At 34.6% G+C, this 13,140-nt stretch carries 14 protein-coding genes; 1 reads left to right on the top strand and 13 read right to left on the bottom strand.

What is annotated here, in order from left to right:
* Positions 1-72 precede the first annotated feature (72 nt).
* From rpe to fsa, 13 genes are read right to left on the bottom strand one after another with little or no spacing between them, the layout of a single operon-like run.
* The gene (gene rpe / locus ACYQ3X_RS03675; protein WP_460180479.1) at positions 73-729 is read right to left on the bottom strand and encodes a ribulose-phosphate 3-epimerase; all 657 of its coding nucleotides are present in this window, start codon (positions 727-729) and stop codon (positions 73-75) included.
* Positions 726-1,688, bottom strand: coding sequence for an NAD(P)-binding domain-containing protein (locus tag ACYQ3X_RS03670; protein WP_460180478.1), 963 nt, complete (start codon positions 1,686-1,688; stop codon positions 726-728). The genes rpe and ACYQ3X_RS03670 overlap by 4 nt, the downstream gene beginning before the upstream one ends.
* Before the next feature lie 5 nt (positions 1,689-1,693).
* Entirely contained in the window at positions 1,694-3,064 is a 1,371-nt protein-coding gene (gene pyk / locus ACYQ3X_RS03665) for a pyruvate kinase (protein WP_460180477.1), read from the bottom strand.
* 1 nt (position 3,065) lies between these two features.
* Positions 3,066-4,028, bottom strand: coding sequence for a class 1 fructose-bisphosphatase (gene fbp / locus ACYQ3X_RS03660; protein ID WP_460180476.1), 963 nt, complete (start codon positions 4,026-4,028; stop codon positions 3,066-3,068).
* An 11-nt stretch (positions 4,029-4,039) separates the two neighbouring features.
* Complete coding sequence (locus tag ACYQ3X_RS03655) at positions 4,040-5,338, bottom strand: class II fructose-bisphosphate aldolase (RefSeq protein WP_460180475.1); 1,299 nt, start codon at positions 5,336-5,338, stop codon at positions 4,040-4,042.
* Positions 5,335-5,781 carry a ribose 5-phosphate isomerase B gene (rpiB, locus tag ACYQ3X_RS03650; RefSeq protein ID WP_460180474.1) on the bottom strand — a complete coding sequence of 149 codons (447 nt, stop codon included), beginning with the start codon at positions 5,779-5,781 and terminating at the stop codon, positions 5,335-5,337. Before rpiB ends, ACYQ3X_RS03655 begins: the two co-directional genes overlap by 4 nt.
* Positions 5,782-5,791: 10 nt before the next feature.
* A complete protein-coding gene (locus tag ACYQ3X_RS03645; protein ID WP_460180473.1) occupies positions 5,792-6,985 on the bottom strand; it encodes a phosphoglycerate kinase in 1,194 nt (397 codons plus the stop codon).
* 1 nt (position 6,986) lies between these two features.
* Positions 6,987-7,988 carry a type I glyceraldehyde-3-phosphate dehydrogenase gene (gap, locus tag ACYQ3X_RS03640; RefSeq protein WP_460180472.1) on the bottom strand — a complete coding sequence of 334 codons (1,002 nt, stop codon included), beginning with the start codon at positions 7,986-7,988 and terminating at the stop codon, positions 6,987-6,989.
* Positions 7,985-8,926 carry a transketolase family protein gene (locus ACYQ3X_RS03635; protein WP_460180471.1) on the bottom strand — a complete coding sequence of 314 codons (942 nt, stop codon included), beginning with the start codon at positions 8,924-8,926 and terminating at the stop codon, positions 7,985-7,987. Before ACYQ3X_RS03635 ends, gap begins: the two co-directional genes overlap by 4 nt.
* Before the next feature lie 15 nt (positions 8,927-8,941).
* Positions 8,942-9,793, bottom strand: coding sequence for a transketolase (locus tag ACYQ3X_RS03630; protein WP_460180470.1), 852 nt, complete (start codon positions 9,791-9,793; stop codon positions 8,942-8,944).
* A 2-nt stretch (positions 9,794-9,795) separates the two neighbouring features.
* A complete protein-coding gene (locus ACYQ3X_RS03625) occupies positions 9,796-10,638 on the bottom strand; it encodes a phosphoribulokinase (RefSeq protein ID WP_460180469.1) in 843 nt (280 codons plus the stop codon).
* Entirely contained in the window at positions 10,635-11,912 is a 1,278-nt protein-coding gene (gene rbcL, locus ACYQ3X_RS03620; RefSeq protein ID WP_460180468.1) for a type III ribulose-bisphosphate carboxylase, read from the bottom strand. Before rbcL ends, ACYQ3X_RS03625 begins: the two co-directional genes overlap by 4 nt.
* A 31-nt stretch (positions 11,913-11,943) precedes the next feature.
* Positions 11,944-12,594 (bottom strand): fructose-6-phosphate aldolase, encoded by a 651-nt coding sequence (gene fsa, locus ACYQ3X_RS03615; protein ID WP_460180467.1) that lies wholly within the window; start codon positions 12,592-12,594, stop codon positions 11,944-11,946.
* 182 nt (positions 12,595-12,776) lie between these two features.
* On the opposite strand from fsa, the gene ACYQ3X_RS03610 reads away from it, so the two are divergent.
* Complete coding sequence (locus tag ACYQ3X_RS03610; RefSeq protein WP_460180466.1) at positions 12,777-13,139, top strand: YkgJ family cysteine cluster protein; 363 nt, start codon at positions 12,777-12,779, stop codon at positions 13,137-13,139.
* The last annotated feature ends 1 nt before the right edge of the window (position 13,140 follow it).

Here is a 13,140-nt window from a genome sequence, read left to right as displayed (position 1 = left end):
ACTAAATTATAGCAAATTTTTAAAATAATTTTTTATAGTTCGTCAACATGAAAATGTCTTTGCTTAAATAACTTAACTTTTTAACTTTTCTCTGAGTATTTCCATAAATTTTTTATAATCTTTTTGTCCAAAGAAAGCTGAGCCTATAACCAGAATATCAGCTCCTGCTTTAACAATTTCTTTTGCGTTTTCAAGCTTTACTCCACCATCTACTTCTACTAATTTATTGTAGCCTTTTTTTAATATCATTGATTTAGCTCTTTTTATTTTATCTATGGAAGAAAAAATAAAATGTTGTCCTCCAAATCCTGGATTTACCGACATTATTAACAAAAGATCAATGTCTTGAACTATTTCTTCCACCGTGGTTAATGATGTCGCAGGATTTAATGAAACTCCAGCCTTAATCCCATGTTGTTTTATCCCACTTATTGTTCTATGCAGATGTCTACAGGCTTCAACATGAACTGTAAGATAATCAGCACCAGCTTTAACAAAATCTGAGATATATTTTTCAGGATTTGTTATCATTAAATGAACATCAAGTGGAAGATGAGTTGATTTTCTTACAGCTTCTACTATTAATGGTCCAATTGTTATATTCGGAACAAAATGACCATCCATTACATCAATGTGAATCATGTCCACTCCAGCTTCCTCAGCAAGCCTAATCTCTTCAGATAGTTTTCCAAAATCAGCTGAAAGAATTGACGGTGCTATTAGTGTCAAAGGATTCCCTCCCTATGTAAGTATTTTTCAATAATTCTTTTAGTCGCCTTAAAAGCTGAATTAAAAGCATACATAATACTTCCACGATCCGTAGATATATCGCCAATTAAAAAAACTCTCTGAATGTTACTTTCTCCATATTCATCAATGTTAGGTTTTCCACCAACAAATTCTATTCCTATTTTTTGTAAGAAATCCTTAGGAGCACTACCACCAAGGCAATAGAAAATTTTTGAAAATATTTCTTCAAAGCCATTTTTAAATACTACTTTGATTTGGTCATCTGCAGGCTCCAGTCTTTTTATATCAGTTCCTAAAAGGAGCCGTATTTTGTTTTTTCTTTTTTCAAGCTCTTTAGTGTTTTCTTCATTTACCCTAAAAAATTTTTCTCTTCTGTAAGAAAGAGAAACAAAGCAATCTTTAGAAAGAACACAGGCAATCTCAACTGCAGAATTTCCTCCTCCTACAACAAGTATCTTTTCGTTTTTAGGAATCTCTTTTGGAATTTTGAAAAATACTTTATTTTTTACTTTTTCAGGAATTGGATAAGAAGGTTTACAAGGAGTATCAAATACTCCTGTTGCCAATATCACTATATAACTTTCCGCAACTTTCAAACTGTCATGTTTTATCACGTAAAAATCATTAATTTTTTCCACTCCGTCAATTCTTTTATTAAACTTAATTCTAATTTCATAATCCTTTACGTATTTACGCATTCTTTCAAGAAAAGCCTCTTTAGTTTCTGTTTGAAAGCCACATAAACCCTGAGCATCCAACTCTAATCCTTTAAAAACTTTATCAACTCTTTTATGTGGAGGATAGAGGTTTCTTATTGTTGAGCATATATCTTCACCTTTTTCAAAAACAATTAAATCATTAATTCCTTTTGCCTTTAATTCCACTGCTGCTGCTATTCCTGCTGGACCAGCTCCTATTATGCTTATAAATGTTTTCATAGATTTCATCCTATTTTGTGTAATTTGATAGTATTTGACTGTCCAGATACAATTACTATTTTATCGGAACTGTTCGCAATACCTAAATTTTTGAGAGTCTCTTCAATTTCTTTTAAAGAAAAATTTTTATTCCATATAGGAATTATTCCCCAGAAGAGAGATAATTTTCTGTAAGTTTTTTCCTTAATACTAAAAGCAATAACTGGCATTGGTGGTCTTAGTTTTGAGAATACTCTTGTTGTAGACGCAAATTCAGTAAAAACAACAATAGCTTTTGCATTAATGTTCTGAGCCACTTTGACTGCACCAGAGGCTATTGCTTCAGAAAAAGAACTACCAACTTTATAAAGAACAGGGATTCTGTGAGATAAATTTTTTTCTGTAAATTTTATAATTGAACTCATTGTTTTAACTGCTTCTACAGGATACCGTCCTGTAGCTGTTTCTGCAGAAAGCATTAATGCATCTGTTCCATCAATTACAGCATTTGCAACATCAGTTGCCTCTGCACGGGTTGGTCTTGAATGTTCTCTCATTGATTCCAGCATCTGTGTTGCAGTGATAACAATTTTACATTTTTGATTTGCAAGTTCTATTAATTTTTTTTGATAAACAGGGACTTCATGAATTGGAAGAGAAACGCCCAGATCTCCTCTTGCAACCATTATTCCATCAGCAACATCAAGAATTTCTTCAATGTTTTCAATTGCTTCCTTTCTTTCTATTTTTGCTATAACAGGAGGAAGGATTAACCCCTTCTGACTTGCCCATTCTTTTATTGAAACTAAATCATCTTTATTTTTTACAAAAGAAATAGCAATATAATCTACATCAAGATTAATGCCGAATAAAAGATCTGTCTTGTCTTTATCAGTGAAACTCAAGGTTGCATTTAAATTAGGGAAATTGATCCCTTTTTTAGGCTTAAGGACTCCACCTTCTTTTACTATCCCTAAAACTTTGTCAGTAAGTTTTTGAGTTATCTCAAGTCTTATCAACCCATCATCAATTAAAATCTCGTCACCTTCTTTGACTTCATGAATTAAATTTTTATAAGGTACAAAAAAAGTTTTTGAAGTGGATACTCCATCGCCAGGTATAATTTCTACCACTTCACCTTCAGTAAGCTTAATTTCTCTTCCATTTATGTTATTTATTCTTAGTTTACTACCTTGAAGATCCTGAAGTATTGCAACAGGTTTGCCGAGCTTGAATGATTCCTCTCTTATTGTTCTTATAATCTCAGAATAGTAAAAATGATCTCCATGAGAGAAATTAAGTCTTGCAACATCCATCCCTGCTTGAATCATTTGAGAAATTATCTCTCTTTTATCTGATGAAGGACCTATTGTGGTTACAATCTTTGTTTTACGCATCTTAGCTGTTTATAATCTCCATGCATTTTTTAACATCTTCTGAGCTACCTATAAATACTGGGACTCTTTGATGAAGAGTCTGAGGTTTAATATTTAAAATATCCTCTGTTCCATCAGTAGCTAATCCACCTGCTTGTTTAACTAAAAAAGCCATAGGAGCTGCTTCGTAAAGAAGTCTTATCTTTGCCTTTGAGCCAACTAATGGATAAGCAAATATCCCACCTTTCATGATTGTTCTATGAATATCTGTAACCATTGCTCCAGCCCATCTAAGAGTATATCCTTCTGTTTTAAACAAATCCACACATCTTCTAATTTTTTCATCCCATTTGTTGTAATATGATTCATTAAATCCGTAGATTTTGCCTTTCACAGGAATTTTTATATTCGGATGGGAAAGTAAATAAGTACCAACCATTGGATCAAGAGTAAAGCCATAAACACCGTTTCCAGTTGAATAAACAAGCATAGTTGATGTACCATAAATAACGTATCCAGCAGCAACTATTTTTTTACCTTCCTGTAAAAATGTTGATTCATCTGAAGAAATTTTTCTCCATATTGAAAAGATTGTTCCTACTGATGTATTTGCATCAATTACAGAGGAACCATCAAGAGGATCTATTGCTATAACATATTTTCCATTTTTACCTTCTTCTGGAAACAGAGCATGTTCCATTTCTTCACTTGCTACAGCATAAAAATCACCGCTTCCGCTTAAGTGTTCTATGAGAACTCTGTTTGAAAGAGTATCTAATTTTTGAACTTCTTCTCCCTGCACATTTATTCTTCCAGTTTTTCCAATTACATCAACAAGTCCTGCCATTCTAATGTAAGAGGAGATAATTTTTGTTGCATTTTCTATTGCCATCAAAGCATGGGAAAGTGTACCTGTGGCTTCAGGATGTTTTCTTTCTTCTTCAAGAATAAATCTGTTTAAATCTATTCCTTTTTTTATCTCCATTTTGACTCCTCCTAAAATTTTAAATTTACATTTATAGGATTTATGTATTTAGTGAGAAACTGTATTGAATTATTAACTCTAAGTTTTTCAAACATTATGTCAAAAGTTTTTGAAAGCTCATCCATTATGGCGTTTTTAATATCTTCTGGAAGACTCCACCACTGTTTTTTAAAAGGACCAAATCCTTTTTTCCGTGTTTTATATATAAATTGCTCATATGTCATATCGTGTTTCCATTCTTCTTTGCATTTCTCTTGAAGATAGTTATAAATTTCATTTTTTAGCCAATCTGGTGCCATTTCATACATCAGATTCTGGAATCCTGTGGCAAGATGGATTTCAGATGTGTAAGATTCAGGGAATTTATCAAATAGCTCCAGTGGCAAAGTGGATGCTCCGTGCTGAACAGCACCGCTCAATCCATATTTTTTTTGAGCTATGCTTCCAATTGAATTTAAAACATTAAAATCTAACTTAACCTGTGCCAGTGTTCCATCTTTTAAAGGAATTCCACCATGAGCTGTTCCTGTCTGGACACTGATTTTTGAAATACCTTTTTGAGAATTTAGATTTTTTAAATAACCTTCCATAAAGGCTTCAAACTCTTCAACTGTAGAGTTTTTGCCACCAATGTGACCTATTTCTCCTCCTACACTAATTATTATTCCATCCGGCTGTAACTGTCTTATGTAATCTGTAAGCATAGCTGTAAGAGTAAAATTTTCCTTCTGTTGCTCCTGCAAACTTTTCTTTGAGTAGTCAACCATTGTGGAAGCATCTATATCTATATTGAAAAAACCAGCATCAATTGATTCTTTTATTAAATCCTTAACAGCATTGATCTCCCCTGCAGGGTTTTTCTCAAAATTTTTCTTGTTAATCTGGAAATGATCTCCCTGGAGAAAAACTGGAAAGTGAAATCCTTCCTTTAAAGCTGCAGCAGTTATGTTTGCAGCATACTCTGAGGGCCTTTGATAAGTATATCCAATTTCTGAACGGGCAATCTCAAATATAATTAGCCCCACATTATTTTTCTTTGCTGACCTAAATATGGCTCTTGCTGCATAATATGTAAGTCCTCTTATATTCACAGCAGGAACTGTAATACCGCCAATATCTCCTCTTCCCATTGCTTCATAAATATTCTGGATTGATGAAGGAGTTATGTTATGCTGAAGTCCCTTTAAATATATTGATTCTTTTGCTTTTTTTCTAACTTCCTCGTTAGATGAAAAAACAGCACTATAAATTAAATTGTCAACATCATTGAAATCAAGCTCTTCAATGGTTTCTGCAATTTTATTTTTCATATTTTACCCTCCTCAATTTCTAATATCTGATTAACTCTTCTATGATGTCTTCCACCTTCAAATTGAGTTAAAAGAAAGACATCAACAATTCTTTTTGCTGTATCTTTTTCTGTAAATCTTCCTGCAAGAGCAATCATGTTTGCGTCATTGTGTTGTCTTGCAAGCCTACAAAGTTCAGGAGTATAAACCAAAGCACATCTTATTCCTTTTATTTTGTTCGCTACAATTGAAGCTCCAATGCCTGAACCGCACATTACAATCCCTCTATCACACTCTCCATTAGCTACTGCCAGGGCTGCCTTTGAAATAAACAAAGGATAATCAACAGGCTCCTCACTATAGCATCCAAAATCCGTTATATTATGCCCTGATTGCAGAAGATAGTTTTTAATCTCCTCTTTTAAAGTAAATGCTGCATGATCTGTTGCCATTGCTATTTTCACAACAACCTCCTTACTCAATATCAGAAATTGCTTCAAGTGCAGGTAACTGACAACCTTCTAAAAATTTTAAAAAAGCTCCACCGCCAGTAGAAACATGATCAAAATGGGAGATTAAATTTGAAGAATTTAAAACCTCAGCAGTATCTCCTCCTCCGCATATTTTTATTCCTTTAGACATAGCAATTGCCAGGGCTATACTTTTGGAACCCCATGAGAATTTGGGAATTTCATAGATTCCCATAGGTCCATTCCATAAAATCGTATTTGCAGAATTTATTTCTTTTTTGTAAGTCTCAAATGTTTTCGGTCCTATATCAACAACCTGCATGTCCGAAGGAATCTCTTTTATGGAAACATATCTCGTTTCTGTATTTTCACTGATTGTTTTTGCTACCATAACATCCTCGGGAAGAAAAATTTTACATCCACTTTGTTCTGCTTTCTTCATTATTGTTTTTGCTGTGGTGATAGCGTCTTCTTCATAAAAAGATTGTCCTACCTCATATCCCATTGCTTTAAAAAAAGTGCAAGCCATTGCTCCACCAATACAAATTGTTTGAGCCTTGTCAAGAAGTCTCTCAAAAAGTTTTATTTTATCAGAAACTTTTTTACCTCCGAGAATAAATAAAAATGGCCTTTTTGCCTGTTCTATCAATCTATTTATGGTATTTATTTCCTTTTCAGTTAAAAATCCAACCATTGAAGGTAAAAATTTAGGCACAGAAACTATACTGGCATGCGTTCTATGAGCAGTACCAAAGGCTTCAAAAATATAAATATCTGCCAATGAAGCTAAAAACTTTGCAAACTCCTCATCATTGCTTGTTTCTCCTGGATGAAATCTTAAGTTTTGCAAAAGTAAAATCTCTCCATCTCTCAATAATTTAAGAGTATCTTTAACTTCATCACCCCATGAAGGAACAAAGTGAACTCTGAAAGGTGAAGTTTTTGATAGATATTTTTTAACATTACATAAAGAGTATCTGGTCTCTTTATTTTTAGGTCTTCCCATATGAGAAGCAACAATTACCTTTGCACCAGCGCCGACAAGATAACCAATTGTTGGCAAAGTAGCTCTTATCCTCATATCTCCAATTAATTCTCCCTTTTCATTAACAGGATCATTTAAATCAGCACGCACAAAAACTTTTTTTCCTTTTAATTTGTAAACAGAATAATTTGAAAGACAGGGTTTTTTACACATTTTAACCCCCTTTTGCAAAAAATTTTATTAAATCTACAATCCTAAAAGAGTAGCCATATTCATTGTCATACCAAGAAAATATTTTGTAGATATCACCGGTTTTGGAAGTCAATAGCCCATCAACTATTGAAGAATATCTCATCCCAATTATATCTGTAGAGACCACAGGCTCCTCAGTATACTTAAGCACATTTTTTAAAGAATTATTTTCGTAATGAATAAATCTTTCTTTTATGTCCTCTAAGGAAGGATTTTTTCGGAGTCTTACAGAGAAATCAACAATTGAACCAGTTGGGACAGGAACTCTTATTGACGTTGCGGATATTTTCCCTTCCAGATGAGGAAATATAAAACTTAAAGCTTTTCCTACTCCAGTGGATGTGGGTACAATATTTAAAGCTGCTGCTCTTGCTCTGCGCATATCCTTTTTATGACTTCCGTCTAAAAGTCTCTGATCCGATGTATAGGCATGAATAGTGGTGATAAATCCGTCTAAAATTTCAAATTCTTCCATTACCTTACAGACAGGAGCAACACAATTTGTTGTACATGATGCAGCTGATATAATTTTATGTTCTGGCTTAATTGCATCGTGATTTACTCCATAGACAACCATTATATCAGATTCAGTACTTGGAGCTGTAATAAGAACTCTTTTAGCACCTGCTTCAATGTGTTTATAAGCATCCTCTTTTTTCTTAAATTTCCCTGTAGATTCAACGACAAGATCAATATCAAGTTCTTTCCATGGAAGCTTTGTTAAGTCTTGTCTTTCCTCAATAATTTTAATTTTTTTGTTATTCACCACTATAAAGTCAGAATCATAAGAGACTTCATTATCAAATTTTCCATATACTGAATCATATTTAAGAAGATAAGCGAGCATTTCAGTGTTTCTTGAGCTATTAACTGCCACTAAATCAATATTTTCAAGGTTTTCATTAAAAAGGATTTTTGTTACCAATCTTCCTATTCTTCCAAAACCATTAATAGCAATCCTCATAGACTGCCTCCCTTTAAACTTAATACAGTCTGAACAATATCATCAGATGTAAGTTTATAGGCTTTAAGAAGCTCTTCAGGCTTTCCCGATTGACCAAATTGATCTTTAATCCCTATTTTTTTTACAGGACATGGATGCTCTTCAGAGATAACAGCACATACTGCATCACCAAGGCCCCCTATCACACTGTGTTCTTCTGCTGTGACAACACATCCTGTTTTTACTACAGAATTCAGCAATGTTTCTTTATCAATTGGTTTTACTGTACTCATGTTAATAACTTCAGCATCTATACCATGAGAAAGAAGTTTTTCTGCAGCCACCATAGCTTCATATACCATCGTGCCACAGGCTACTATGGTCACATCTGAACCTTCCCTTAACACATGAGCTTTACCGATTTTAAATGTATAATCCTCAGGCAAAACTTGAGGAGTTGGAGCTCTACTGAGTCTTAGATATACAGGACCAAAGTGCCTTGCTGCTGCAATTGTTGCCTGATAAGCTTCTGTGCTGTCTGCAGGAACAATTACAGTCATGCCTGGAATTGCTCTCATAATTGAGATGTCATCAATAGATTGATGACTTGCTCCGTCTTCACCAACTGTTATGCCAGCATGAGAAGCAGCAATTTTCACATTCAGTTCAGGATAAGCAATGCTCTGAAATATCTGATTTAAAGCCCTTTGAGTGGCAAATATGGCAAAGGTGGAAGCAAACACTATAAATCCACATGTGGCAAGTCCTGCTGCCATGCCAATCATGTTTGCTTCAGCAACTCCTGCATTGAAAAACCTTTCAGGAAACTCTTTTGCAAATTTTACAGTATATGTTGATTTTGATAGATCAGCATCAAGCACAACAACATTTGAATTATTTTTCCCTAAATCTACAAGAGCCAAACCATAAGCCTGCCTTGTAGCTATTTTATTTTGCATTATTAAACCTCCTTCTTAAACTAACTCACAAACTTTTTCTTCAAGTTCTTCCAGGGCCTTCTCAGTTTCTTCATCTTTTGGAGCCTTGCCATGCCAGTCAACATTGTTTTCCATAAAGGAAACTCCTTTACCTTTAACAGTATTAGCAATAATTGCAAGAGGTTTTGATATGTATGGAATTATCTGAAATGCTGGAATTATTTCACCAAAATCATGTCCATTTACCTCAAGGGTCATCCAGCCAAAAGCTTTCCATTTTTCAACAAATGGTTCCAAAGACATAACATCCTCTGTATTTCCATCAATCTGAAGTCTATTTCTATCAACAATTGCAATTAAGTTATTAAGCTTATAATGTGATGCAGCCATTGCAGCTTCCCAAACCTGTCCTTCCTGGCATTCTCCATCTCCTAACAGGACAAAAACACGATAGCCAAGCTTCTGAATTTTTGCACCTAAAGCCATTCCCACACCTACTGAAAGACCCTGTCCAAGAGAGCCTGTTGATATTTCAACTCCAGGAACCTTTTTCATATCAGGATGTCCCTGAAGTGGAGAACCAAATTTTCTTAAGCTATTAAGCCATTCCTTTGGAATAAAACCAAATTCAGCTAAAGTAGCATAAAGTGCTGGAGCAGCATGTCCTTTTGAAAGAACAAATCTGTCTCTATCCATATCTTCTGGATAATCTGGATTAAGTCTTAAAACCTTAAAGTAAAGAGCTGTTAAAATCTCAACACAGGAGAGACTTCCTCCAGGATGTCCGCTACCTGCCTGAGAAATCATTTTAATGATGTTTTTTCTTATTCTTCTGGCTATTGATTGTAGTTCTGTGTAATTTGAAACTAATTCAAATGTTTCAAACATTTTTACACCTCCTTTTGATCTTTTAAATTTCTTATTTGTTTAAGTATGGTTGCAATTAAAAGACTTGCTACCAAATAGGGTGTAAGTTCCTTTTCCTTTATTTTGAAGGAATTATCAATTTTAAATGTTCTTTTTGCTTCATCCAGTGTAAAATTACGGGTTATCTCATAAACATTCCATTTTTTACCACCATACCACTCTGAGGAGGTGTTCCATAAATCAGGCTCATTTAAAAGATTTTTGAACCATTGAGCATCAGTAGACTCATTCCACTGAACAGCTATACAATTATCAGAGTGAAGTTTTAATTTTATTAAAATATCAGCATATTGAGATTGAGGTTCCACAAAGTTTCTTATATCTTTCTGCCTTTCTCTTATCTCTTCAATTACCTTTTCAGCAAAATATCCTCTTTCAAGAACATCTCTTTGAATTTTCCATATTATTTTCAGTTCAAGATCAGTATCATAATAAATCTTTAAATCGTAAATAGCAGCAAGCACACTAAAATAGAAAGTATGCAATCCTTCACATATAATGTAAGGAACGGGAAATACCCATTCAGGTTCACCAAATTTACCAGTTGAGTGATCGTAAACAGGTTTTAAAATTTTTTTACCCTGTTTAAGATGCCACATATGTTCTATAGCCAGCCCAAGATTGTTTGCACGAGGATGAAGCGGCGTTATTTTTACAGCTTTTCTTTCTTCCCTGTCTAATGAATGATAATCATCAAAGCATATTTCCCTTACATCTTTTTCTCCCAGTAAATTAGCCAGAGTCTTAACAAATGTGCTTTTTCCGCTTCCGCTGTCTCCTGCAATTCCTACTAAGACAGGCTTCATTTTATCACTACTCCCTTCCATTTTTCTAAGGCTTTTGCCAATGCTTTACTTTTCTTTGCTGCTTCTTCCAGAGTTTTGCCTTTAACTGCTGCTTCTACTGCATCTCTTACAGCTTTTGCTCCTTGCATAGTTCCATCAGGATGCCCATGAACTCCTCCACCAAATTGAAGCACAGCATCAATACCAAATATATTCACAAGGTCAGGAATGTGTCCTGGATGAAGTCCTCCAGAAGCAACTGAAAAAACAGGCTTTATATTTCCCCAGCTCTGAGGAGGTAAAGGAGCATTAAGAGTATGTTTAGAGTTACCTAAAGCTTCATGACAGAGCATTACATCAGCTCTGTCACCTTCCATTTTTCCAACCACTGTGCCAATATGAAGCTGGTCAACTCCTGCAAGTCTTGAAAGTTTTGCTAAAACAAGCATATGAATTCCATGATTTTTAGGACGTGCAAAACTTGCATACATTGCTCTGTGGGCATGAATTATTAATCCAGTGTTTGCGTTTCTAACAGTCTGCAGTCCTGAAAATCCTGCTGTAACAATGTCAATCATTACATAAGTTCCACCATTTTTCTTTACAAACTCAGCCCTTCTCAACATTTCTTCGGTAGGAGCAGTTATATTGGGTAAATAAGCTTTCTTTTCTCCTGTTTCTTTTTCTGCTTTCTGTACTGCTTCCAAACAGCGGAGTACTCTTTCTTCAAAGTTTGAAAAGACCTGATGCGTAAGATTTTCATCATCCTTTACAAGGTCAAGTCCTCCAGCCAAAGAATTATAGACAACTTCTGCCTGTTCTTTTGGTGAAAGACCGAGTTTTGGCTTTACAATTGTTCCGATGAGAGGTCTGTGTTTTATATTTAAAATTTCTCTTACTCCCTGAACTCCAAAAGCCGGTCCTGGAAGCTGTTGTGTAAAATTAGATGTTACTCTTATGTCAAGTAATCTTAAAGCTTTAACAGCCTTCATACCAAAAACATTGCCTGCAACGCTACTTAAAAATTGAGGAATGTTATTTGTCTCAAAAAGTGCTTCAGGATAGGCTATATAAACAACATTATCCTCTATAGCATAAACCTTTGCCCTTAACTCGTCCCATATGCTTTGTTTCATTGTGGCAAGGTCAGTCCATGTGCCAATTGAACTTTCTGAAGCAACAGCTCCTGCTGCTTCTTCTACAGTTACGTTTTCTGCTGGCTCAACATAGAATGCAGCCAGAACATCATTTTCTCTTGGAATGTATCCAATTTCTAAGAAATCAATATACTTCATTTTCATCGCTATTTTCCTCCTTATTTTTTATTTATTTTTTATGAAGACTTTCCCAGTCTTTTAAAAATCTTTCAATACCTATATCTGTAAGAGGATGTTTAAACATGCTTTCAAGGACTTTTGGCGGTACTGTTGCAATGTGAGCACCAGCAAGTGCGCTTTCAACAACATGAAGTGGATGACGGATGCTTGCAGCAATTATTTTTGTAGTAAAACCATATATTCTAAATATCTCCGCCAAATCTCTTACAATGCTTAATCCGTCATGAGAAATATCATCAAGCCGTCCTATAAAAGGACTTACATAAGTTGCACCAGCTTTTGCTGCAAGAATTCCCTGATTTGTTGAAAACACAAGGGTTACATTTGTTTTAATTCCTTCCTTTGAAAGCACATTTACAGCTTTCATCCCTTCCTCTGTCATGGGAATTTTAATAGCAATGTTAAATCCCCACGAAGCATACTCACGAGCTTCCTTTATCATTCCCTCAGCATCAGTTGATATTACCTCAACACTTACAGGCTCACGAACCAGACTGCAAATCTCTTTTATAACGCCTTTTACATCCTTAGCACCTGCTTTTGCCATAAGAGTTGGATTTGTTGTAACTCCGTCAACTACTCCTGTAGCTGCCCACTTTCTTATTGCTTCAATCTCTGCTGTGTCTAAAAATATTTGCATTTTCTCCTCCTCCCTGATTTTTTGATTTTTATAAAGTTAGCAATTTTTATGCCAATTAAAAACTAAGAAAATTCAAGACCTAAAAAAATTTTTTATTACCAAAAGTAACATCCTAAGGTAACACGCAAAAGTAACAGAGATTGTTTTAATTTTTTTATAAATGTTAGAATGTCTTTATATCTATGAGCTTAAACAGTAAACTGCTTAATGAAGTGCTTGATACAGCAGATAAAAATTTTGTATGTCTCAGATGTTCAGAGTGCTGTTTTCGCTGGGCAGTGCCATTGCCTGAAGGAACAAAAAAGCTTGAAAATCAAAAATGTCCTCATTTAATTGAGATTTCAATAAAGGAAAATCAATGGAAAGAGGCGAGTTGCGGGATTTATGAAAATCGTCCAGATGTTTGCAAAAACTTCAAGATAAGCTTTGCTACAGTTTGTCCAATAGGATTGTGGAAATGGTTAAAATTAAAAGAAAGCAAACCAGAGATAGCTCTTCCTGAAAGAGTCAGAAAGATTATGCAAATTTTAAAAGAACTCAAGTAAA

Source organism: Thermodesulfovibrio sp. TK110, assembly GCF_054658355.1.
Note: the sequence above shows the minus strand (reverse complement) of the source record. Positions and strands in the feature narration are given on the sequence as shown.

Coding starts and splice junctions, on each gene's coding strand:
- ACYQ3X_RS03670 (WP_460180478.1), bottom strand. CDS start 1,688: ATGAAAACATTTATAAGCATAATAGGAGCTGGTCCAGCAGGAATAGCA.
- pyk (WP_460180477.1), bottom strand. CDS start 3,064: ATGCGTAAAACAAAGATTGTAACCACAATAGGTCCTTCATCAGATAAA.
- fbp (WP_460180476.1), bottom strand. CDS start 4,028: ATGGAGATAAAAAAAGGAATAGATTTAAACAGATTTATTCTTGAAGAA.
- ACYQ3X_RS03655 (WP_460180475.1), bottom strand. CDS start 5,338: ATGAAAAATAAAATTGCAGAAACCATTGAAGAGCTTGATTTCAATGAT.
- ACYQ3X_RS03645 (WP_460180473.1), bottom strand. CDS start 6,985: ATGTGTAAAAAACCCTGTCTTTCAAATTATTCTGTTTACAAATTAAAA.
- gap (WP_460180472.1), bottom strand. CDS start 7,988: ATGAGGATTGCTATTAATGGTTTTGGAAGAATAGGAAGATTGGTAACA.
- ACYQ3X_RS03635 (WP_460180471.1), bottom strand. CDS start 8,926: ATGCAAAATAAAATAGCTACAAGGCAGGCTTATGGTTTGGCTCTTGTA.
- ACYQ3X_RS03630 (WP_460180470.1), bottom strand. CDS start 9,793: ATGTTTGAAACATTTGAATTAGTTTCAAATTACACAGAACTACAATCA.
- ACYQ3X_RS03625 (WP_460180469.1), bottom strand. CDS start 10,638: ATGAAGCCTGTCTTAGTAGGAATTGCAGGAGACAGCGGAAGCGGAAAA.
- rbcL (WP_460180468.1), bottom strand. CDS start 11,912: ATGAAGTATATTGATTTCTTAGAAATTGGATACATTCCAAGAGAAAAT.
- fsa (WP_460180467.1), bottom strand. CDS start 12,594: ATGCAAATATTTTTAGACACAGCAGAGATTGAAGCAATAAGAAAGTGG.
- ACYQ3X_RS03610 (WP_460180466.1), top strand. CDS start 12,777: ATGAGCTTAAACAGTAAACTGCTTAATGAAGTGCTTGATACAGCAGAT.